This is a genomic window from Paracoccus sp. S1E-3 (assembly GCF_013868135.1).
Lineage (GTDB): Bacteria > Pseudomonadota > Alphaproteobacteria > Rhodobacterales > Rhodobacteraceae > Paracoccus.
On record NZ_JACEMU010000004.1, the window covers coordinates 1,922,760 to 1,946,296 of the forward strand.

General features: G+C 65.3%; 16 protein-coding genes. 10 read left to right on the plus strand and 6 right to left on the minus strand.

The window, feature by feature from the left end; genetic code table 11:
• Positions 1 to 60 precede the first annotated feature (60 nt).
• Positions 61 to 552, plus strand: a complete 492-nt coding sequence (locus H1S04_RS09555) for a nucleotide exchange factor GrpE (protein WP_255435554.1) — start codon at positions 61 to 63, stop codon at positions 550 to 552.
• A 32-nt stretch (positions 553 to 584) separates the two neighbouring features.
• A complete protein-coding gene (locus H1S04_RS09560) occupies positions 585 to 1,211 on the plus strand; it encodes an ATP-dependent Clp protease proteolytic subunit (RefSeq protein ID WP_181745251.1) in 627 nt (208 codons plus the stop codon).
• 71 nt (positions 1,212 to 1,282) lie between these two features.
• Here the strand turns inward: H1S04_RS09560 and metK are convergent, their stop codons facing one another.
• Both metK and ahcY read right to left on the minus strand, forming a co-directional pair.
• On the minus strand, positions 1,283 to 2,470 hold the full coding sequence (metK, locus tag H1S04_RS09565; protein ID WP_181745252.1) for a methionine adenosyltransferase: 1,188 nt from the start codon (positions 2,468 to 2,470) through the stop codon (positions 1,283 to 1,285).
• 4 nt (positions 2,471 to 2,474) lie between these two features.
• On the minus strand, positions 2,475 to 3,866 hold the full coding sequence (gene ahcY, locus H1S04_RS09570) for an adenosylhomocysteinase (protein ID WP_181745253.1): 1,392 nt from the start codon (positions 3,864 to 3,866) through the stop codon (positions 2,475 to 2,477).
• A 122-nt stretch (positions 3,867 to 3,988) separates the two neighbouring features.
• On the opposite strand from ahcY, the gene H1S04_RS09575 reads away from it, so the two are divergent.
• From H1S04_RS09575 to H1S04_RS09605, 7 genes are all read left to right on the plus strand, one after another.
• The gene (locus H1S04_RS09575) at positions 3,989 to 4,915 is read left to right on the plus strand and encodes a glucokinase (protein WP_181745254.1); all 927 of its coding nucleotides are present in this window, start codon (positions 3,989 to 3,991) and stop codon (positions 4,913 to 4,915) included.
• An 81-nt stretch (positions 4,916 to 4,996) separates the two neighbouring features.
• On the plus strand, positions 4,997 to 6,913 hold the full coding sequence (locus H1S04_RS09580) for an autotransporter assembly complex family protein (protein ID WP_181745255.1): 1,917 nt from the start codon (positions 4,997 to 4,999) through the stop codon (positions 6,911 to 6,913).
• On the plus strand, positions 6,913 to 12,933 hold the full coding sequence (locus H1S04_RS09585) for a translocation/assembly module TamB domain-containing protein (protein WP_181745256.1): 6,021 nt from the start codon (positions 6,913 to 6,915) through the stop codon (positions 12,931 to 12,933). Before H1S04_RS09580 ends, H1S04_RS09585 begins: the two co-directional genes overlap by 1 nt.
• Positions 12,934 to 13,033: 100 nt before the next feature.
• Positions 13,034 to 13,375, plus strand: coding sequence for a DUF2853 family protein (locus H1S04_RS09590; protein WP_181745257.1), 342 nt, complete (start codon positions 13,034 to 13,036; stop codon positions 13,373 to 13,375).
• A 222-nt stretch (positions 13,376 to 13,597) separates the two neighbouring features.
• Positions 13,598 to 15,391 (plus strand): DUF2125 domain-containing protein, encoded by a 1,794-nt coding sequence (locus tag H1S04_RS09595; RefSeq protein WP_181745258.1) that lies wholly within the window; start codon positions 13,598 to 13,600, stop codon positions 15,389 to 15,391.
• A gap of 100 nt (positions 15,392 to 15,491) precedes the next feature.
• The gene (locus H1S04_RS09600) at positions 15,492 to 16,829 is read left to right on the plus strand and encodes a TldD/PmbA family protein (RefSeq protein WP_181745259.1); all 1,338 of its coding nucleotides are present in this window, start codon (positions 15,492 to 15,494) and stop codon (positions 16,827 to 16,829) included.
• Positions 16,816 to 17,604 (plus strand): 3'(2'),5'-bisphosphate nucleotidase CysQ, encoded by a 789-nt coding sequence (locus tag H1S04_RS09605; RefSeq protein WP_181745260.1) that lies wholly within the window; start codon positions 16,816 to 16,818, stop codon positions 17,602 to 17,604. The genes H1S04_RS09600 and H1S04_RS09605 overlap by 14 nt, the downstream gene beginning before the upstream one ends.
• Positions 17,605 to 17,624: 20 nt before the next feature.
• Here the strand turns inward: H1S04_RS09605 and H1S04_RS09610 are convergent, their stop codons facing one another.
• From H1S04_RS09610 to H1S04_RS09625, 4 genes are read right to left on the minus strand one after another with little or no spacing between them, the layout of a single operon-like run.
• Entirely contained in the window at positions 17,625 to 18,266 is a 642-nt protein-coding gene (locus H1S04_RS09610; RefSeq protein WP_181745261.1) for a membrane integrity-associated transporter subunit PqiC, read from the minus strand.
• A gap of 4 nt (positions 18,267 to 18,270) precedes the next feature.
• Entirely contained in the window at positions 18,271 to 20,316 is a 2,046-nt protein-coding gene (locus H1S04_RS09615; protein WP_181745262.1) for an intermembrane transport protein PqiB, read from the minus strand.
• A gap of 2 nt (positions 20,317 to 20,318) precedes the next feature.
• Positions 20,319 to 21,023, minus strand: coding sequence for a paraquat-inducible protein A (locus tag H1S04_RS09620; RefSeq protein WP_181745263.1), 705 nt, complete (start codon positions 21,021 to 21,023; stop codon positions 20,319 to 20,321).
• Positions 21,020 to 21,703, minus strand: a complete 684-nt coding sequence (locus H1S04_RS09625) for a paraquat-inducible protein A (protein ID WP_181745264.1) — start codon at positions 21,701 to 21,703, stop codon at positions 21,020 to 21,022. The genes H1S04_RS09620 and H1S04_RS09625 overlap by 4 nt, the downstream gene beginning before the upstream one ends.
• A gap of 182 nt (positions 21,704 to 21,885) precedes the next feature.
• Between H1S04_RS09625 and H1S04_RS09630 the strand changes: the two genes are divergently transcribed.
• A complete protein-coding gene (locus H1S04_RS09630) occupies positions 21,886 to 23,478 on the plus strand; it encodes a GMC family oxidoreductase (RefSeq protein WP_181745265.1) in 1,593 nt (530 codons plus the stop codon).
• The last annotated feature ends 59 nt before the right edge of the window (positions 23,479 to 23,537 follow it).

Here is a 23,537-nt window from a genome sequence, read left to right on the forward strand (position 1 = left end):
ATGAGCGATCAAAACCCTGGCGGACTGCCACCCGAAGACCTGCCTCTGGACGAGGATTTCATGGACCCTCTGGCCGATCCGGGCGAGGAAATCCAGCGCCTGACCGCCGAGCGTGACGAGATGCGCGACCGCTTCATGCGCGCGCTGGCGGATGCCGAAAATGCCCGCAAGCGCGCCGACAAGGAGCGTCGCGACGCCGAACAATATGGCGGCACGCGCCTGGCCCGCGACCTGCTGCCGGTCTATGACTATCTGCATCGCGCCATCGACGCCGTGCCCGAAGATCAGCGCGGCGCCAACGCCGCCCTGCTGGAAGGCGTGGAACTGACGCTGCGCGAACTCGGAAACGTCTTCGGCAAGCACGGCATCACCGTGCTGCGCCCCGAAGTCGGCAGCAAATTCGACCCCCAGCTGCACGAAGCCATGTTCGAGGCCCCCTTGCCCAACACCGTCGCGGGCGACATCATCCAGTTGATGGAGCCGGGCTTCATGATTCATGACCGTCTGTTGCGCCCGGCCAAGGTCGGGGTCAGCTCCAACCGGATCAGCTGATCCGGTTTCGATTTTCCAAGGAAGAGGATACCATGCGGAAATTCGTTCTGGACGACGAAGAAGAAGACGACCGTGAAGAAGAAGGCCAGCAGGAGCAAGGTCTCGGCCTTCCCGACAGCGCCAATATCGGCAAGCTGTATTTCAAGTCACGCAATGTCATCGTCGCGGGCGAGATCAACGACAAGCTGGCCCAGCGCACCGTTGCCCATCTTCTGGCATTGGCCGAAGAAAGCGATGCGCCGATCAACATGCTGATCTCGTCGCCGGGCGGTCACGTCGAATCCGGCGACATGATCCACGACATGATCAAGTTCATCCGCCCCACCGTGCGCTGCGTCGGTTCGGGCTGGGTGGCTTCGGCCGGGGCACTGATCTTCGTCGGCGCGGCCAAGGAAAACCGCTATTGCCTGCCGAATACACGCTTTTTGCTGCACCAACCTTCGGGCGGGATCCGTGGTACGTCCAGCGACATGATGATCCAGGCCGAGCAGGTCCGCATCATGCGCGAGCGTTTGAACCAGATATTCGCCGACGCGACCGGGCAGAGCGTCGAACAGATCGAAAAGGATACCGAGCGCGATTTCTGGCTGAACACCAAGGAAGCGCTGCAATATGGCCTGGTCGGGAAGGTCATCACGTCGATCGATGAATTGAAGTAGGACCTGTCCCTGCATTGAAAAAGGGGCGGCTTGATGCCGCCCCTTTTGATTCATGCCGCGCGATTCACCGCTCAGATCGCGGCTTTCAGCGCTTCGGCACGGCCGGTGTCTTCCCAGGTATAGCCGCGATGGGTCTTTCCGGCATAGGTGATGTCCACCGGGTTCTTGCCGAAATGGCCATAGCTGGCGGTGCTGCGATAGATCGGATGCAGCAGATCCAGTTCGCGGATGATCGCATAGGGGCGCAGGTCGAAGACTTCGCGCACGGCGGCGATGATCTTTTCCACCGGGACGGTCTCGGTGCCAAAAGTATTCAGACTGATCGAGGTGGGTTCCGCCACGCCGATGGCATAGCTCACCTGAATTTCACAGCGCTTGGCCAGGCCTGCCGCCACAATGTTCTTCGCGACCCAACGCCCTGCATAGGCGGCCGAGCGGTCGACCTTGGAGGGGTCCTTGCCCGAGAAGGCGCCCCCGCCGTGGCGCGCCATCCCGCCATAGCTGTCGACGATGATCTTGCGTCCGGTCAGGCCGCAATCGCCGACCGGGCCGCCTATGACGAATTTTCCGGTCGGGTTGATGAAGAACTTCGTCTTGTCCGACAGCCATTCGGCGGGCAGCACCGGCTTGATGATCTCCTCGATCACCGCTTCGCGCAGGTCGTTCAGCGCGATATCGGGGCTGTGCTGCGTGGACAGCACCACCGCGTCCACCGCCTTGGGGTGCCCGGCCTCGTCATAGTGGAAGGTCACCTGCGATTTCGCGTCCGGGCGCAGCCATGGCAGGACGCCGCTGCGCCGGACATGGCTTTGGCGTTCCACCAGCCGGTGGGCATAGGTGATCGGCGCCGGCATCAGCACGTCGGTCTCATCCGAGGCATAGCCGAACATCAGCCCCTGATCGCCTGCGCCCTGTTCCTCCAGGCTTTCGCGGTCGACGCCCTGATTGATCTCGGGCGATTGCTTGCCGATGATGTTGATGACCGAGCAGGTCGAGCCGTCGAAGCCCACATCGGACGAGCTGTAGCCGATATCGTTGATGACTCCGCGCACGATCGCTTCAAGATCGACCCAGGCGCTGGTGGTGATCTCGCCCGAGATGATGGCGACACCGGTTTTCACCATCGTCTCGCAGGCGACACGGGCGCGCGGATCTTCGGCGATGATGGCGTCCAGCACCGCGTCCGAGATCTGGTCGGCGATCTTGTCGGGATGGCCCTCGGAAACGGACTCCGAGGTGAAGATATTGTATTCGCTCATATTTTCAGTACCGATAATGGTCGGATTTGAAGGGGCCAGCCTGCGGCACGCCGATATAGTCGGCCTGTTCCTGCGACAGTTTGGTCAGCTTGGCGCCGACCTTGTCGAGATGCAGCATCGCCACCTTTTCATCCAGATGTTTGGGCAGGATATAAACGCCGGGGGCGTATTCGTCGCCCTTGGTGAACAGTTCGATCTGGGCCAGCACCTGATTGGTGAAGCTGGCCGACATCACGAAGGAGGGATGCCCCGTCGCGTTGCCGAGGTTCAGCAGGCGCCCCTGGCTCAGCAGGATGATACGATTGCCCGAGGGCATTTCGATCATGTCCACCTGGTCCTTGATGTTGGTCCATTTGTGGTTGCGCAGCGCCGCGACCTGAATTTCGTTGTCGAAATGGCCGATATTGCCGACGATGGCCATGTCCTTCATCTGGCGCATATGCTCCAGCCGGATCACGTCCTTGTTGCCGGTGGTGGTCACGAAAATGTCGGCCGTGGCGGCCACATCGTCCAGCGTCACCACTTCGAACCCGTCCATGGCCGCCTGCAGGGCGCAGATCGGGTCGACCTCGGTCACCTTCACCCGCGCCCCGGCGCCGGCCAGCGAGGCGGCCGAGCCCTTGCCGACATCGCCGTAGCCGCAGACAATGGCGACCTTGCCGGCCATCATCACGTCGGTGGCACGGCGGATGCCGTCGACCAGCGATTCCTTGCAGCCATATTTATTATCGAATTTCGACTTGGTGACCGAATCGTTCACATTGATTGCCGGGAAGGGCAGCAGGCCCTTCTTGTGCAGATCGTAAAGGCGGTGGACGCCGGTGGTGGTTTCCTCGCTGACGCCCTGCAGGGCCTCGCGCTGTTTGGTGAACCAGCCGGGCGAGGCGGCCAGCCGCGTCTTGATCTGCGCGAACAGCGCTTCTTCTTCCTCGCTGGTCGGCGTCTCGATCAGGGCGGTTTCGCCTGCCTCGACGCGCGCGCCTAGCAGAACATACATGGTGGCGTCGCCGCCATCGTCCAGGATCATGTTCGCCGTGCCTTCGGGGAACTGGAAGATCTGGTCGGTATAGGCCCAGTATTCGGGCAGGGTTTCCCCCTTGATGGCGAAAACCGGCACGCCCGAGGCCGCGATTGCGGCGGCAGCGTGGTCCTGGGTGGAATAGATGTTGCACGAGGCCCAGCGGACCGATGCGCCAAGCGCCACCAGCGTTTCGATCAGCACTGCGGTCTGCACGGTCATGTGCAGGCTGCCGGCGATGCGCGCGCCGTTCAGCGGCTTCGAGGCTCCGAATTCTGCCCGCAGCGCCATCAGGCCCGGCATCTCGGTTTCGGCGATGTCCAGCTCCTTGCGGCCGAACTCGGCCAGGGAGATGTCCTTGATAACGTAATCATTCATATGCGGACCCTTCAGTAATAGCGCGGCCATAGCACCGCACCCCCTAATATTCAATGAATTGGCACTGCTTGCGCGGCGTTCGGGGCTGACGTATCGCAAGGGAAATCAGGAAGGGGAACACGATGGCGATGCTTTTGGCCGATGTGGGTGGCACCAATGCGCGGCTGGCGCTGGCGCGGAACGGGGTGATCGACGAAAGCAGCGTCACCCGCTATCGCGGCGATGACTATGACAGCTTCGACAAGGTGGTTCAGACCTATCTGGCCGAGCAGGGCCATCCGCGGCTCAGTGCTGTCTGTGTGGCGGTGGCCGGACCGGTTTCGGGCGGAAAGGCGGAACTGACCAACCGGAACTGGGATTTTTCCGAGGATCGGCTGGCCCGGCTGACCGATGCCGATCAGGTGCGGCTGATCAATGACCTGACCGCGCTCGGCTATGCCACCGACCGCATCGCGCCCGAGGGGCTGTCGCAGCTGCGTGCGGCGCCGGTGCATCGGGCGCTGAACGGGCAATCGCTGGTCGTGGGCGCGGGCACCGGCTTCAACGTCTGTCCCGTCCACCGGATGCCCGGCGGCGGCGTGCTGTGCCGCGAGGCCGAGGAAGGCCACACCAGCCTGCCCGCCAATATCGCCGAGCGGCTGGCCGAACGCATCGGCGCGGCGCAGATGAGGGCTTTCTTCTCGACCGAGGAAACCTTCGCCGGACGCGGGCTGGCGCAGATGCACCGGGCGCTGCATGGCGTCGAGGTCGAACGCGCCGAGACCATCTCGACTGCGGCGATGCAGGGCGATCCGCTGGCCGAGGAGACCTATCGCCTGTTCACCGAACTGTTCGGTCTGCTGTTGCGCGAGCTGGCGCTGCGTTTCATGCCGCTGGACGGTATGTATCTGGCGGGTTCGGTCGCGCGCAGCTTCGCCCATCGCACTGAACAACTGGAGGCTGCATTTCTGGCCGAGCCGTATATGCGCCGCATCCCCGAAAATACACCGCTGTTGCTGATCCGCGACGATATGGCGGCGCTGCAGGGCTGTTTGGCAGCAATCACCTGATTTTTACGTATTCGGGCCGGGCGCTCTGGATTTTCGGGTGTGATGCTGCAAAACTCACGCCCACGGGCAAGAGGGGCAGGGATGCAGCAAACCGCAAAGGTTGCCATCATCGCCATGGGTTTGGCGACGGTCGTGGTCGTGCAGGCTGCGGCGCAATCGGCATCGTCATCCAACCCCTTCGCGGGGTTGCAACGGCTGTTCGATCGCGGCGAAAAGCCGGTGACGACCGAGGATGGCGAGGTTCTGGGGCCGCCCGTCCAGCTTGATTTCGTCATCATCGACGGCCAGGAAAGTTTGAAGGGCCCGCTGCGCAATTCGTCACTGGTCGCCGCGGCCCTGGCGGAGGATCGCGCCACCGGGCAGGATGTTCTGGCCGCCGCGCGCGGCGATTACGCCCGCTTCCTCGGCCTGATGTATGACGAGGGTTATTTCTCCAGCATCATCAACATCACCCTCGACGGGGTGGAAGCGGCCGAGATTGCGCCCCTCGATGCGCCGCGTTACGTCGGTCGTGTTCTGGTCACGATCGATCCGGGGCCGCAGTTCCGCTATGCCCGCGCCGATATCGGTCAGCTCGCCCCCGGCACCCGACCGATCGAGCCTTATGGCGTCGGCAAGATCGCCGGAACCGGGTACATCAAGCGCGCCGCCTCGACCGCGATCAGCGATTGGCGCAATGTCAGCCATGCCAAGGCCAAGGTCGCCTCGCAGGAAATCATCGCCGACCACAATGTGTCGAAGCTGGAATCGAATATCGTGCTGAATCCCGGGCCGCCGGTCACGTTCGGCCCGCTGCACGCAACCGGCAATCAGCGCCTGTCGACCCGGCGGCTGCTGAAGATCGCTGGCTATCCCGAAGGTGAGAGATTCAGTCCCGAAAAGCTGGAACAGGTACGCAAGCGCCTGCGCCGTTCGGGAATTTTTTCAGCCATTACCCTGGTCGAGGCGGAGACGCTGAATCCCGATGACTCGATGGATGTCGGGCTGACGGTGGTGGAGCAGAAGCCGCGCCGGATCGGGGCGGCCTTTGAGATTTCGACCACCGACGGCGCCATGGTCTCGGCCTATTGGCTGCATCGCAACCTGTTGGGCGGGGGGGAACGCTTCCGCATTGAGGCACAGGTCAGCGACATCAAGGCCGATACCGATGTGCGCGACTATTCCTTCGGCATGCGGCTGGACCGGCCCGCTACCCTTCATCCCGATATCACCGGCTATATCGATCTCGATCTGGAGGAGGAGAGCGAGCCGGAATATTACGAGAAAAGCGCGGCATTCGCCTTAGGGTTCAACTATTATCGCAGCGAAAGGCTGACTGCCGATATCGCGCTGAAATTCCAATATGCGAAAGTGGATTACGGCTCCGGCTTTTTCGAGTTCAGCACTGTCTCCTTGCCGTCCTCGGTCACCTGGGACCGCCGTGACGACAGATACAATGCCAAGAAGGGCTATTGGTTGTCGGGCGGTTTCACCCCCTTTGTCGGGCTGAAGGATACCGGCTCGGGCGCGCAGATCCTTGGCGAGGGGCGCATCTATCGCAGCATGTTGCAGGATGAAAAGCTGACCTTCGCCGGCCGCCTGCGTGCGGGCACGGTCATTGGTCCCGATATCCTTGATGTGCAGCCCGACTATCTGTTTTTCGAGGGCGGTGGCGGCAGCGTGCGCGGGCATTCCTATGAATCGTTGGGCTTCCGCATCCCGCTGGGGGATTCGGACACCGAGGCCTATGTTGGTGGTCAAAGCGTGGTGAATTTCAGCGTCGAGGGCCGCTATCAGGTCCGTCCGAAGATCGGCGCGGTGGTTTTCGTCGATGCGGCGCAGATCTGGGATGAGGGCGCATGGAACGGCAATACCCTGTGGGAGGCCGGCGCCGGCGTGGGCGTGCGCTATGACACCCCGATCGGGCCGATCCGGCTGGATGTCGCCACCCCGATCAACCCCAGCGACAACGATGCCAGCCGGGTTCAATTGTATCTTGGTCTGGGGCAGGCGTTCTGATGTTGCAGCGTATCCTTCTCGTTCTCGCGCTGGCCATCATGCTGCCGCTTGCCGCCCCCGCGCAGGAGGAGCCGAAGGATGACGCCTCGATCGCGCGCATGGCGCTGGAGGCCGAGGACGACAAGGGTTTTCTGACCCGGTTTCTGCAAAGCCGGTTGTCGGGCGCCGGGCGCAAGGTCCAGATCGACGGCTTTCAGGGGGCGCTGTCCTCGCGCGCAACCTTCGCGCGCATCACCATTTCTGACGACGAGGGCACCTGGTTGGTGCTGCAGGACGGGGCGATTCAGTGGACGCGTTCGGCCCTGCTGCGCGGGCGCGTGGACATCGGCGAGCTCAGCGCCGCGCTGATCGAGATCCCGCGACTGCCGAAATCCGAAGAAGACGCCGCCACGACCCGCGCCGAGGCCCGCAGTTTCAACCTGCCCGAGCTTCCGGTGGGCATCAATATCGCGAAGATCTCGGCCCCGCGCGTCGTGCTGGGTAGCCCCGTGATCGGCGAGGAGGCCGAGATCGCGGTCACCGGTGCCATGTCGCTGGAGGGCGGCGAGGGCACCGCCGATGTCGTCGTCAACCGCACCGACGGCAAGAAGGGCGATTTCGTCTTCAAGGGCAGCTTTGATAACACCAGCCGGATGCTGGATATCGACCTGACGCTGGACGAGGATCCTAACGGCATCTTTTCGCGCTTCGCCCGGATCGAGGGACGTCCCGCCGTTGCCGCAACCGTCAAGGGGTCGGGCCCGCTCGACGATTTTTCGGGCGAGGCGCAGATCGCCACCGATGGCGTCGATCGGGTGACCGGCAAACTCGTGCTGAATGGGGCGAAGGGGCCGGACGGATCGGATGGCAACAGCTTTGACCTGCAGCTCGGCGGCGACCTGTCGACCTTGCTGCCGCCCGAAAACCGCGAATTCTTTGGCAACAGCACGCAGATCGTCGCCAAGGGCTGGCGGGGGGATGGCGGACAGCTGGACATCGAATCCCTGAACCTCGACACTGACGCATTGAAGATCGACGGCCGGCTGGTGACCAATGACCAGAATGCGCCCCAACTGGTCGATCTTCAGGTCGACTTCGGCCAGCAGGCCGGCGCCGACACGCTTCCCGTCAAGATCCCCTTCGTCGACCCACCGATCACCGTGTTGTCGGGCGAATTGGCGATTGGCATGGATACCGCGCGTGGGCCGGACTGGACGCTGAAAGGCTGGCTGAGCGAGATCGACCGCGAAGGCACTCGCATCGCGCGGCTGGACTTGGACGGTCAGGGCCGGATGATGGAGGCCGTCGGCGGCGCGGTGCAGAAGGACAGTGGCAGCTTCAGCTTCGATGCCAGCGGTATCCAGCTGGTCAGCGAGCGCCTGCAGAAGGTGGTGGGCGACCGCATTTCGGGCAAGACCTCGTTCGAATACACGCCGGGACAGGTGTTTGCGCTGACCGGGATGGAGATCTCGGGCAAGGATTACGGGCTGGACGGGGCATTGACGGTGGACGGTCTGACATCGGGAATCGTGCTGTCGACCGAGCAACTGATTGCGCGGCATGACGACCTGTCCAACCTGTCCGAGCTGGCGGGGCGGCAGCTTTCGGGCCGGGCCGAGGCCGATCTGGCCGGATATTATCAGGTTCTGACCGGGGCCTTCGACGTTGAGGGCACCGTAACTGGCACCGATCTGACCGTGGACGAGCCGCGGATGGACCGGCTGCTGGCGGGGGAGTCGACCATCGACATCTCGGCCGGGCGGACCGAGGACGGGACCGAACTGCGCGAACTGACCGTCAACGCGCAGCGCATCAGCCTGTCCGCGAATGGTAATCTCACCGGCGACAATGTCGACCTGACCGCCACTTTCAACATGCCGACGCTGGCTGATCTCGACCCCGCCTTTGAAGGCGCGCTGACCGCGCAGGCGCGTCTGACCGGCGCGCCGGGTGCCCGTCAGGCCGCGTTGAAAGGTCGGGCGACCGGGTTGAAGACCGGCATTGCGGCGCTGGATGGCGCGTTCTCGGGCGAGTCGCAACTGACGGCGACGGTGCGGGAACAGGAAGGGGGCAGCTTCAACCTGACGGGGCTGGAATTGAAGAACCCGCAACTGGCCCTGACCGGCGCGGGCAGTTTCGCCGGCGGCGATGTGGACGGGCGGTTCGATCTCGATTTCAGCGATCTGGGTGCATTGGGCCAGAACTTCGGCGGCCTGCTGAAGGCCACTGCCCAGATCCAGACCGAGGGCGAGACCCGCAGCATCACCGTGACCGGCACCGGCACGGATCTGTCGGTCGGGCAGGCGCAGGCCGATAATGCCCTGCGCGGCGAGACCCGCCTGACGGTCAGCGCCGAGCAGAAGGGCGACCTGCTGAACATCACCGAGGCGCGGGCCGAAAACCGGCAGTTGGTGGCCACCGCGAAGGGGGCGATTTCGCCCTCGGGGACGAATATCAACGCCCATGCCGAAATCGGCACCCTCGGTGCGCTGGCGGCGCGTTGGCAGGGCGCGCTCAGCGCCGACGCGATCCTTACCCAGGCACCGGGCGGCGCCCGCAACCTGCGCGTCGACGCGGTCGGGCAGAACATCGCGCTGGGTCAGGTCAATGCGGACGGGGCGCTGTCGGGGCAGACAGATATCACGCTTTTGGCCGAGCAGACCCCCGACGGCGCGATCGAGGTGAAATCCGTCGATATCCGCAACCCGCAGATGACGGCGAACGCCTCGGGCCGAATCAAGGACGGGGCTGTCGACGGGCAGGCGGCGGCGCAGGTGCAGGACCTGTCCCTGCTGGGGCGCGGCTGGGAAGGGTCGCTGGATGCGACGGCCAAACTCAGCACTGATGATGCCGGCACACGGCAGGTCGAGATCGGCGGCACCGGCCAGAACATCCGGCTCGGTCAGGCGCAGGCCGATGCTGCCCTGACGGGCACCACGACGCTGGACATTCTGGCCGAGCAGGCCAAGGGCGGCGCCATTCACATCGCGCGGGCGAATGTGGTCAACGACCAGCTTAACATCACCGCAGAGGGCGATATTGGCGATACACGCACCGATGCGACGGCGAAGATCGTGGTGCGCGACCTCGCCTCGCTGGGGCTGGGCCTTCAGGGCGCGCTGGATGTGGATGCCCGCTTTGCCGATACCGGCGATGGCGCGCGCCGCCTGACCGTGACCGGCGAGGGCGAAAACCTCGCGCTGGGGCAGGCCGGGCTTCAGGGCGCGAATGGACGCAGCCAGATCGACATCTCGGCGCTGGAGCGCGACGGCACCTACACCATCGAAAAGGCCGACCTGCTGTCGGATCAGAACCAGATCCGCGCCTCGGGGGTGATCGCGCCCACCGGAACCGATGCGAAGGCCCAACTGCGGCTGGGCGATCTTGCCGATTTCGGGCTGGGCGCTTCGGGGGCGCTGAATGCCGATGCCACCTTGACCGATGACGGGCAGGGCGGCCGCAACTTTACCCTGACAGGGACCGCCACCGATCTGGCACTGAATCAGGCCGGCCCCGACCGGGCACTGAAGGGCGAGACGCGGATTCAGGCGCAAGGCAGCCAGAAAGACGGGCTGATTACCGTCGATGAGGCACAGATCGACCATCCGCAACTGACCGCGAATGCCTCGGGGACATGGGGGACGGGCCAGACGGATCTGGACGCGACCCTACGGGCGGGCGATCTGGCTTTCCTGGGGCGCGGCTTCGGCGGAGCGCTGGATGCGCAGATAAAGGTCGCAGACGGGACCGACGGGCGCAGCTTTGACATGACCGGCACCGCGCAGGCGCTGCGGGTCGGAAATGCGCAGGCCGACGCCGCGCTGTCGGGTGAAACCCGCCTGGCGGTTCAGGCCGTGCAGGAAGGCGGCCGGTTCACCATCACCCGGATGCAGGCCGAAAACCCGCAGGTGCAGGTGGATGGCAAGGGCGTGATCGGGGGCGGCCAGACCGATTTCGAAGCTCAGGCGGTCAGCCGCAATCTGGCATTCCTCGGCGCCGGCTATAGCGGGTCGGTTCAGGCCGGGGTCAAGCTGCGTGATCAGGGCGGCCTGACGCATTTCGACGTGACCGGGACGGGCACCGATATCTCGGCCGGGTCGGCGCAGCTGAACAGCGCGCTGCGCGGCGACACCACCTTCGTCGCCCGCGGCACCCGCGCCGGCGCCCTGATCCGGCTGGAGGAGGCGCGCGCCCAGAACGGGCAGATCACGGCGACGGCCGCGGGCACTTACGGCGCCGGGCAGACCGATCTGCGCGCCCAGCTGGAAACCGCCAATCTGGGCTTTGTGACCAGCAACCTGCGCGGCACCCTGACCGGTCAGGCGCAGGTGGTCGACCTGCCCGACGGGCAGCGCCGCATCACCGCCGAGGGCAGCGCCAACGGTCTGGCCATCGGCAATTCCCGCGTCGATGGGCTGCTGGGCGGCCAGACCCGGTTCCAGCTGGCCGCAGTGCAGGGCCCTCAGGGCTTCCGGCTGGAACGCCTTGACGCGCGCAACCCGCAGGTGCAGGTGCTGCCCGACGGCAACCCGGCCGAGGCGCTGAACATCGATGCACGACTGGCCAACCTGTCGGTGCTGGTGCCCGGTCTTGACGGCCCCGCGCAGGCGACCGGCACCCTGCGCCAGGCCGAGGGCCGCAACGACCTCGATATCGCGATCACCGCGCCGGGGGGCACCCGCGCGCAGCTCTCGGGCAGCCTGGCGGGCGAGGCGACCGACCTGCGCGTTTCGGGTGTCAGCGACACCGCCGTTGTAAACCCCTTGCTGCGGACGCGCAGTATCGAGGGACCGGCCTCGTTCGATCTGCGCATGCAGGGGACGCCGGGGCTGGAGGCGATCAGCGGCACTGTGAATCTGACCGATAACCGCTTGGCCGAGCCGCGCCTTGGCCTTTCGGTCGAGGATCTGAACCTGATCGCGCGTTTTGATCGCGGCGTCATCCGGCTGGATGTCGATGGCGATGTCAGCGCCGGTGGCGGACTGGCGGTGAACGGCAGCGTCGACCTGCGGACGGGCAGTCCGGTGCTGGACCTGACGGCGCGGCTCAACAACGCTGTTCTGCGCGATCCGGCGCTTTATGAACTCACGGCCGCTGGCACAGTCTCGATCACCGGGCGGGCGACGGACGGCCCGCTGGTCAGCGGCACCGTCAATATCCTTGAGGCCGAATTCCGCATCCCATCGTCCGGGCTTGGCGGCGCGCAGGCGATCCCCCCCATCATCCATGTCGGCGACGACTGGAAAGCCGCCGCCACCCGCGCCAAGGCCGGGCTGGAGCCTTACGGCAGCGCGGCCGCGCAGGCGGCGGGGCTGGCGGGTCCGGCAGCGACGCCCCCTGCCAATCCGGCGCGGTTCGATCTGACCATCAATGCGCCCAACCAGATTTTCGTGCGTGGCCGCGGCGTTGATGCCGAACTGGGCGGCGACCTGCGCCTGACCGGCGATGCCCGCACGCCGGTGCCGATCGGCCATCTGTCGCTGATCCGGGGCCGCGTCGACCTGTTGGGCAAGCGGTTCGATCTGGTCGAGGGCCTGATTGAGATGCAGGGCAGCTTGGTGCCGGTGCTGCGTCTGGTCGCCATCCATACCCAAAGCGACATCAGCATTCGTATCGTGATCGACGGCGACCTTCGCGAGCCCGACATCACCTTTGAATCCGATCCCGAACTGCCCGAGGAGGAGGTGCTGTCCTACCTGCTGTTCGGTCGCGGTCTGGACCAGATCAGCCCGCTTCAGGCCGCGCAGCTGGCCAATGCGCTGGCGGTGCTGGCGGGACGCGGCGGCATCGGCATTATCGGCAATATCCGCGAGGCAACCGGCCTCGATGATCTCGACATGACCATCAATGACGACGGCAGCGTCGCGGTCCGGGCCGGCAAATACCTGACCCGCAACGTCTATACCGATGTCGAGGTGGATGATGAGGGCAAGAGCCGCATCAACCTCAACCTTGATGTGACCGAGGCGATGACGGTGCGCGGCTCGGTCGGCAGCGACGGCGATACCACCTTGGGCGTGGCGTTCGAGAAGGATTATTGAACCGCGCGGTCGCTTGGAAAACTTTACGGATGGATTGCGCGCCTCTAGGCTGTGCCTGCGATTGACAAAGATCAGTCGCGGAACCGCAGGGAGACGATGAATGAGCAAGCGTGACGATCTGATTGCGAAATACGCCGCCGATATGAAGGCCAAGCTGGGTGTCGACGCCGACATGGATCTGCTGACCAAGGTGGTGATCGGCTGCGGCCCTTCGATCTACAATGCCGACAGCGAAACCGTCGCCGGCAGCGACCGCACGGAACTGGACCGGGTCAAGACCAATTTCCTGATCAGGAAGCTGGGCCTCAGCGACGGGCCGGCGCTGGATGAAGCCATTTCCAAAGTGATGACCGATTACGGCAGCGCCAACCGCAACAAATACCGTCCGGTCATCTATTACATGCTGACCAAGCATTTCGGCAAGGAAGCTGCCTACGCCTGAGGCCGGAGACCTGACCGATAAAATGACCTGCCGCCACCGCGCGGCGGGTCTTTTTCTTCAAGGGGGACGATCGCGGCGCCGTTCCATCTACCTCGCGAAGAATTTCCCGATCGCGAGGCAGGTTTCATCTGACCATTCTGGACGAATGTGCGGGACCGCTTTACGGTTTGGCGCGTTTAGCGATCAGTCCATGTTCAATTTTACGTCTACAAGGTGACTCATATGAAGAAGCTGACCTCCGCCACTGCCATCGGCATGATCCTCGCCGCGACGCCCGCATTGGCGGAAGTTACGCCGAAATCCGTCTGGGAAAATCTCAACAGTTACTATACCCGCTATGGAATGACGGTCGAAAGCGCCAGCGTGGACGAGGCCGGCGATACACTGACCGTGAACGATCTGGTGCTGACCCAGAAGACCGAAGGCGCCGAAACCCGCATCGACATGGGCAAGATGGTCTTCTCGGCGACGGGCGATGGCGCGGTCCGCATGGATATGGCCGATGAGATGACGGTGATCCTGGACCTGCCCAATGTCGCCCCCATCGATGAGGCCGCGAACGAGGGCGCGGAAGCCGCCACCGAGGCTGCCGATGCGGCGAACGACCCAGCGGATGCGGCCGAACAGGACGCCGCCGCTGCTGACGCGGCTGGCGATGCCGCTCAGGCTGCAGGTGACGCCGCCGATGCGGCGGCCGATGCCGCTCAAGCTGCAGGTGACGCTGCCACCGCCAACGAAGAAGCCATGGACAGGATGGACGACCAGCCGGCGGTCGAACCGCGCAAGGTCACCATGACGGCCAAGGTCGCCAATGAGGACATCACCGTCCGAGAGGACGGCGAAGCAATGGTCTATACCTATCTGCTGCCGCAACTGGACATCGCCGTGGCGCAGGTCGAGCTGAACAACGGCAAGGTCATCCAGAACCCGGCCTCCATCGTGGTCGCCAATCTGAAGGGCGATGACCGCGTCGAGGGCACCGAGACACAGAAGATCATCCAGTCCGCCACGGCCGACAGCATCACCTTCAACCTCGACGTGAGCGGGGATGACGGTGAAAGCGGCAAGGGCCAGTTCGTGCTTACCGGCCTGGCGATGAACAGCGACACCCTGCTGCCCGCAGGGGGCGTGGCCGCGGGCGATCTGACGGCGATGCTGCAGGCCGGCATGACCGCCAAGGGCGACCTGAAGATCGCCAACGCGACCGGCAACCTGGACATGGTGACCAAGGACGAGGAAGGCCAGAACCGCAACGTGGCGATGAACTTCGCCGGTGCGGACAACGTGCTGACCTTCGCCATGGACAAGACCCGCCTCGCCTATGCGGGGACCGCTGGCGCGTCCAATGCCGAAATGACCCTTCCCGAAGTGCCGGTGCCGGTCGGCTATGGCGTCGGCAATGCGACCTTCAATCTGGACTTCCCGGTCGCCATGGCCGAACAGCCGCAGAATTTCACCGCAAGCTACAAGCTCGGCGACGTGACGCTGACCGACAGCGTCTGGGGCCTGTTCGACCCGAACAAGGCGCTGCCGCGTGACCCGGCCAGCCTCGAAGTCGATCTGGCCGGTGCGGTCAAGGTGCTGCGCAACCTCTTCGACACCACCACGCTGGATGCGGCGGCGCGGATGGAGGACCCGAACCTCAGCGACGAGGAACGCTCCGCCCTGATGGAGCAGATGATGGCGCCGCCGGCCGATCTGCGCGAGCTGACCATCAACAAGGTGGCGCTGGATGTCATGGGCGCCAAGGCCGATGTGACCGGCAAACTGGCCGCACCGGAGCAGGGCGATATGGAGACCCCGGTGGGCACCATCTCGGGCAAGTTCGAAGGCGTGAACGCGCTGCTGGACAAGCTGGGCGCCGCTGGTCTGGTCCCGGCGGAACAGATGATGGGCGCCAAGATGATGCTGCAGATGTTCGCCAAGCCTGATCCGCAGAATCCCGAACTGCTGACCACAGAACTGGAGTTCAAGGAGGGCGGGCAGGTCTTTGCCAATGGCCAGCAGGTGAAGTAAAACGGTCCTCAGACCGATACGACCGGGCCGCCCGCATCGTCGTGGCGGCCCGCTTTCATTCAGGGCGGCGCGATCGCGGCCCTTATTCGCAAGGACCGCCATGCTGAAATCCCTGACCCATGCGATGTTGCAGGCCGCGCGCGAGGCCGGTGCGGACGAGGCCGAGGCGCTGGCGCTGCGGGCCTCGGCCACCGGCATAGACGTGCGGGGCGGCAGGCTGGAACATGCCGAACGCGCCGAGGGGATCGAGATCGGCCTGCGCGTGCTGATCGGTGGCCGGCAGGCGAATGTATCGGGCGCCGATCACAGCCCGGAAACCATTCACACGATGGCCCGCCGGGCGGTGGCGATGGCGCGCAGCGCGCCGGTCGATGACAGCCTGGGGCTGGCCGAACGCGATCAGCTGGCGCGCGACCGTGACAGCACGGCGCTGGAACTGTTCGATCCCGGCCCCGAACCCGATCCGAAGATGCTGGAGGAACGCGCCCTTGCGGCCGAGGCGGCGGCGCTGTCGGTCGCCGGCATCAGCACCGTCGAAAGCGCCAGCGCCAGCTATTCCGAACGCGAAAGCTGGCTGGCGCTCAGCAACGGCTTCGAAGGCGGTCACCGGCGCAGCCAGCACGGGATCAGCTGCACGGCGATCAGCGGGGCAGGGCTGCGGATGGAACGCGATCATGCGGGCGAGGGCCGGATCTGGGCCAGCGACATGCCCACGCCCGAGGAAGTCGGCCTGCTGGCCGGCGAACGCGCGGCGGCGCGGTCGGGCGCGGTCAAGCCGCCGACCGGGGCCTTTCCGATCCTTTATGATGAACGCATCTCCTCGGGGCTGATCGGGCATCTGCTGGCGGCGGTGAATGGCAGCGCCATCGTCCGTGGCTCCAGCTGGTTGCGCGATGCGATGGACATGCAGGTCCTGCCCAAGGGCATCACGCTGCATGAAAATCCGCATCTGCCGCGCATGTCGGCCTCGCGCATGTTCGACGCCGAGGGGTTGGCCACGGCGCCACGCGACATCGTGGCCGATGGCATCCTGCGCGGATGGTTCCTGGATCTGTCCACGGGGCGGAAGCTGGGGCTGGACAGCACCGCCAGCGCGGTGCGTGGGCTGGGATCGCCGCCGTCGCCCGGCGTGTCGAACATCGTGATGACCGAAGGCACCCAGTCGCGCGGCGATCTGATCGCGCAGATGGGGCGCGGGCTGGTGGTGACCTCGCTTCTGGGGGCGTCGATCAATCCGACCACCGGGGATTATTCGCGCGGCGCTTCGGGCTTCTGGGTCGAGGGCGGCAAGATCAGCCATCCCGTCAACGAATGCACAATCGCCGGCAACCTGCGCGACATGCTGATGCGGCTGACCCCCGCCAATGACGCCCGCGACTGGCGCAATATCCGTGTGCCCAGCCTGCTGATCGAGGGGATGACCGTTGCCGGGGCCTGATATCGAACTGCTGGTGCAGGCCGCACAGGATGCGGGCCAGATCGCCCGCCGATACTGGCGGCGCGAGCCGGCGACCTGGGAAAAGGACGATGGCGCCGGTCCGGTGACCGAAGCCGATCTGGCCGTCAACGACTTCCTGATCGGCCGGTTGCTGGGCGCGCGCCCCGATTATGGCTGGCTGTCCGAGGAAAGCCCCGACAACCCGGCCCGGCTGGATGCGGCGCATTGCTTCATCATCGACCCGATCGATGGCACGCGGGCATTCATCGACGGACAGGAGGGGTTTTCCCATTCGCTGGCCGTGGCCGAAGGTGACCGCATCACCGCCGCCGTCGTCCACCTGCCGGTGATGGGCCTGACCTATGCCGCCACCGCCGATGGCCCGGCGACGCTGAATGGCGATCCCATTCACGTCAGTGATGCCACCCTGCCAGGCGCCGATGTGCTGGCGACCAAATCGGTCCTGGACCCGGCCTTCTGGAAAGACGGCCGGCCGCCCGAGTTTCGCCGGCACTTCCGCCCCTCGCTGGCATGGCGCCTGTGTCTGGTGGCCGAGGGGCGTTTCGACGCCACCCTGTCGCTGCGGGCGGCCTGGGAATGGGACATTGCCGCCGGCAGCCTGATTGCCGAACGCGCAGGCGGCGTGGTTACCGACATGCACGGCGCGCCGATGCGCTTCAACACGGCTCAGGCCTGGGGCGATGGCATGGTCATCGCCGGGCCGGCGCTGCATGGACAGATCATGGCCGGGCTTAAGCTGCCGCCCCGCAGGTAACGCCCGAAAGGTGCCGGCGCCTAGAACAGCGGCGGCAGCCCCGCATAGGGGTCGCCGCCCGGTCGCTTCGCCACGATGGTGGTGCCGCCACCGCCTAACGAGGCGATCTGCTGGGCCAGTTGGCTGATCGCCTGCGCCGCTGCCTGCGCCACCGATGCCGGGTTCTTCGGGTCGACCGGCACGGCGATGTCGAAATAACGGGTGTGATGGCTGCCGGCCCCGCTGCCCTCGGCCGAGAGGAAATAGCGGCCTTTCAGGCGGTAATAGCCGTCGCTCGACGCCAAAGCCTTTTCAACCCGAACGTCCAGCTTGTGCTGCGGCGGGTTGGCCAGCGGCCACGGCTCCGAAATGACCGAGGCGCCTGACATTTCCGAAATCGTCCGGGCCAGCGTTTCGGTGAAGGCGCGTTCGGGCTTGTCGGCCCAGACCTTCTTGTTGTTGGCGCGGACCGATCCGTCCGGGTCCTGCCACGGGATCGGGTCGGCCGCCGCGTAATCAGGCAGCGACACCGTCTTCAGCTCGGTTGCGCCAAGCTGGTCGCTGGTGATCTGCGGCGACGAGGGCGGATCGACGATGTAACGGGCGGTGCGGGTGCCGTTCCCGCAGGCGGCAAGCCCCAGTGCGGTGGTTGTCAGGGCAAGGCAAAGGGCGAAGCGATTCATGTGATTATCGTCCCAGAATGAAGGCCTGAGGGTTGCGTTCGATGGTCCGCGCCAGCGATCCGAAAGCGGCCGCCGCGCGGCTGAGCTCAACGATCATCGCCCGCGCCTCGCGGTTGACGGCGCCGCTGTCGCCATAGGTGGCGACGGTGGCTTCGGCCCGCGCGGCCAGGCGCTGGAAGCGTTCGGACAGTTCGGGCAGAGTCTTGGCGGCTGCGGCGACCTCGTCGGCGGCGACTTTGGCCGATCCGAGCGCCTCGTTCAGACTGCCCGCCGCGTTGCCGTCGCGCAGGTCGTTCAGCAGCCCCGAGGCCGCTTCCAGCGTGTCCGACAGGTTGCGCGGCAGTTGTTCGGCATCCTCGCTGCCCAGCATGGCGCGCAGATCCGACAGGATGCCTTCGGCCTCGGCCGAGATTTCGGCAAAGCTGATCTCGCCCACCTTGCCGGCGGCGGTGTCGATCTTGGCGATCATCTCGGGCGCGCCGGCTGCGGCGAGTTTGACAGCCTCGGCGGCCGATGCGGCCTCGTCCAGCATGCGCGACAGGTTGGCGGCGGCATTGGCCTCGCGCAGCTCAGCGGTCATCGCCTTCACATCGGCGGCGGCGCTGCGGGCCTCGTCCAGGGTTTCGCGCAGGGCCTTGGGCACCGCCTGTGTGTCGGGCGAGGCGGCGACCTTGGTGATCGCATCCAGCGCGTTGGTCGCGGATTGCAGCAATTCCTCGATATTGAGGCTGCCAATCCGTTGCATCAACCCTTCTGCCGAACCGCCCAGATCCGAGATCTCCGGCGGGGCCGACGGCATGACCGGATAGGGCTGCTGGTCGATATTCAGCGTCGCCGGCGGCATAAGCGGTTCTTCGACCAGCTGGATCGCCAGCGACGTGCCCAGGAACCCGGTCGAGGTGACCCGCGCCCGCAGCCCCTTCGCCACCCGCTCCTGCAGGAAGCGCAGGGCGTCATCGTGGCTGGCGCCCTGTTGCAGCCCCAACCGGCCCGGCGCGACCACGAAGGTGACGCGCTGCTGGACCTGTTCGTCTTCGGGGCGACTTTCGTCCACATCGACGCCAAGTTCGGTCACCCGACCGACGACCAGGCCTTCATACAGCACATCGGCATCGGTGCTGAGCCCGGAGATGTCGTTGTCGATCAGCATGGTCAGGCGCACATCCTCCTCGGCCGAACCGAACAGGCTGGTCCGGGCGGTCTCCTCGTCGGGTTGCAGCCGATAGACGTAACCGGATGGAACCTTCTGTCCGCCGGTGGTCAAGGTGGTGAAGGCGACGCCGCCCTGAACCAGCTTCGACAGCGAAGCGACATTCAGACTGAGGCCCTTCGATCCCAGCGAGACCGAAAAGCCCGAAGTGTCCCAGAAGACCGAGGTGGTGGTCAGCCGCTGGTCGTGGGGGGCTTCGATGAACACATCGGCCAGCACCGATTCATCCGTATCCGACAGGCGCAGGTTCTGCATCCGCCCGACTTCCAGCCCGCGGAAGGTCACGGGCGCGCCCTCGGCCAGACCCTTGGCGCCCGGCGAGGACAGCGTGATCAGGGTGCCTTCACCCACCAGCCGCGCCAGCGATGGCTTGTCGAGGCCCACGAAATGCTTGACCTCCGGGCCGCGCGCGGAGTCCCAGAAGCCTTCGATGAAAACGCCTGACAGCACCGTGTCCAGACGCGAAATGCCCTGCGCCGACACCGTCGGCCGGACGATCCAGAATTCGGCATCGGCGTCGATATAGGGGATCACGTCCTTGTCGACGCGGATCTCGACCAGAACGTTCCGCAGATCTTCGGTGAAGCGGACGGATTCCACCTCGCCCACGGTGATCTCGCGGAATTTCAGCGTGGTCTGGCCCGGCGTGATGCCGGTCGCATCCTTGAATTCGACCGAGATCAGCTCGCCGCGGCCGGAATAGGCGTTCCACGTCAGCCCCAGCGTCACCGCCAGCGCCAGGATCGGCACCAGCCAGATCAGTGAGAAGCCGGCCTGTGCCGCGCGTGCTGCCGTGCGTCGGGCCGGACTGGCCGGGCGAAAGCTGCTGTCTTCACTCATTCTCAGTCTTTCCGGGTATGCAGCGGCAGGCCGCGCCATATCAATCGAGGATCGAAGCTTTGCGCCGACAGCATTGTAAATGCAACAGATAGCGCAAACGAGACTGCCGCCGGGCCGGGCTTGATGGCGGCGACGAAGCCCAGCTGCACCAGCGCAGCGAGGATGGCGACCACGAAAACGTCGATCATCGACCAGCGGCCAATGAACTCGACCACCTCGTAGATATGCAGGCGGGTATGGGCGTCCTCGACCGTTGCGGGCTTGCCGGCGACGCGGGCCAGCCAGATGATGGCGATGAACTTGCCGACGGGCACCAGAACCGATGCCGCGAAGACCACGCCGCCGATGAACCAGTCGCCGTGTTTGAGCAGCACCAGAACGCCGCCGATGATGGTCGAATCGGTGCTGCGCCCCAGCGTTTGCGTGGTCATCATCGGCATCAGGTTGGCCGGGACATAGAAGATCATACCGGTGATCAGCCACGCCCAGACCGCCGCCAGCCCGCGCCGGTCGGGGGGCACCAGCCGGGCGCCGCAGCGCTCGCAGACCGTGTGATCGTCGGGCCAGACCCGGCCGCAGCTGCGGCAGCCCAGCAGACCGGCGCGATGCGCGGTCAGGATCGGAGCGGAAGCGTGGTCGGCCGGAAAGGCGTTCGGGTCATGCTCGGGCGCATCGGTGACCGGGCCGTCGAGGGATGGAGAGGTCATGCGGGCTTGGTTTCCTCGACCTTTTCGCGACCGTCCGTGGACGCGCCGGCGTCTTCCAGCGCATCCCACACCGTGGTGACGCACATGAAACTGCGATTGGCGAGGCTGACGAAGACCAGTGCCACGAAGGCCCAGAAGGCCGGCCCGAAGCTGATCGTGGCCAGACCCGCCACCTTCACCATGGCCACGGCGGTACCGATAATGAAGATCTCGGCCATGGACCAGGGCTTCAGCTGTTCCGACAGCCGGAAGGCGCGCACGGCATGGGCATAGGGCGGTCGTCTGCGCGCCAGCGGCCACAGCGTATAGACCAGCAGCAGCGCGCGCACGGCGGGCAGCCCGACCACGAAGGCCAGCAGCGCCACCGCCATCGGGGCCATTGCCCCGTCCGCCAGCGCGATGGCCACCCCGAACAGCGAAGTCCCGTGCCCCAGCCCCATGCGCGAGATTTCCAGGAACGGGAAGAACACCGCCGCGAAGACCAGCACCATGGTGGTGATCGCCAGCGCGATGATCTGGGTGAAGGCGCCGCTTTGCGGTCGTGCCAGCACGCCGCCACAGCGCACGCAGCGGGCGGTTTCGCCCAGCGACAGCTCTTCCTCGATATGCAGGGCATCACAGCGCGGACAGGCGATCAGCCCGGCGCCGGTTGTCAGGTCATATGTGTCCTGCTTCAACATGGCGTAAAGATACGGGCGCGCGCTGCCGCATCAAGGGTGGATCACGCACGGTCTCTACAAAAACATGCAATTGCGTCAGCCGGGTGACATCTGTCAGATATGTGCAATGCTGCGGGCCGGCCGCGAAGATGGTGACCATGGACGCGGTAATGTCCGTCAATCGAGACGGCAGGGAGGGCCGCATGGACCATGACATCGTCATTATCGGTGCCGGTAGCGCGGGCTGCGTCCTGGCGAATCGGCTCTCGGCCGATCCCGGCACGCGCGTCCTGCTTCTCGAGGCGGGCGGGCGTGACAATTATCCCTGGATCCACATCCCGGTCGGCTATCTCTATTGCATCGGCAATCCGCGTACGGACTGGGGCTATCGCACCGCGCCTCAGCCCGGTCTGCATGGGCGCGAGCTGGTCTATCCGCGTGGCCGGGTGCTGGGCGGGTGCAGCTCGATCAACGGGATGCTTTATCTGCGCGGGCAGGCGCAGGACTATGACGGTTGGCGGCAGATGGGCTGCGCCGGCTGGGGATGGGACGACGTGCGCCCCTATTTCCTGAAATCCGAGGATTATTTCGACGGCGACAGCGAACATCATCGCGCCGGCGGTGAATGGCGAGTGGAAAGGCAGCGGCTGCGGTGGCAGGTGCTGGATGATTTCGCCCGCGCGGCGGCCGCGACCGGTATCCCCGAAATTGATGATTTCAATACCGGCGATGCCGAGGGCGTCGGCTATTTCAAGGTCAACCAGCGCGGCGGCTTCCGCGTCTCGACGGCGAAAGCCTTTCTGCGACCGGCGCTGAAGCGCCCAAATCTGCAGGTGCTTACCCATGCGCATGTGCGCCGCATCCTGATTCGCGATGGTCGCGCCGTCGGTGTCGAAATCCTGCGCGCGGGCGAGGTCCGGATCCTCCACGCCCGCCGGGTGATCCTCTCGGCCGGGGCGGTCGGCTCGCCGCAGATCCTGCAACTGTCGGGCATCGGGCCGACCGCGCTGCTGAAGCGGCACGGGATCGAAGTGATCCGCGACGCCGCCGTGGGCGAAAACCTTCAGGACCACCTGCAGATCCGCTGCGCCTACCGTGTCAGCGGCGCGAAAACGCTGAACCAGATGGCCGGCAACTGGCGGGGCAAGGCCCGGATTGCTGCGGAATACGCGCTGTTCCGCTCGGGCCCGATGAGCATGGCGCCCAGCCAGCTTGGCGCCTTCGCGCGTTCCACCCCCGACATGGCGACGCCGGACCTGGAATATCATGTCCAGCCCCTGTCGCTGGATGCCTTTGGCCAGCCGTTGCACGATTTCCCGGCGATCACCGCTTCGGTCGTGCCGCTGCGGCCGGACAGTCGCGGTCACGTGCGCATCACCTCGGCCGATCCGATGGCCGCGCCCGAGATTTCGCCCAATTACCTCAGCACCGAATCGGACCGGCTGACGGCTGCCCAGGCGATCCGGCTGACACGGCGGATCATGTCGGCGGCGCCGATGGCACGCTATCAGCCGCAGGAATTCAGTCCCGGTCCGGGCGGCGACAGCGATGCCGATCTGGCCGAGGCCGCCGGCCGCATCGGCTCGACCATCTTTCACCCGGTGGGAACGGTACGCATGGGCGCCGATCCCGCGGCGATTGTCGATCCGAAGTTGAAAGTCAGGAATATCAAGGGGCTGATGGTGGTGGACGCGTCGATCATGCCGCGTATCGTGTCGGGCAATACAAACGCGCCGACGATCATGATCGCGGAAAAGGCGGCGGATATGCTGCTGCGGGAAATGCGCGGCATTTGATCTGTTAACTTGGAATTAGGCGCGGGCCGCTAGAGCTTCATCCGGCAGGAACGGATGAA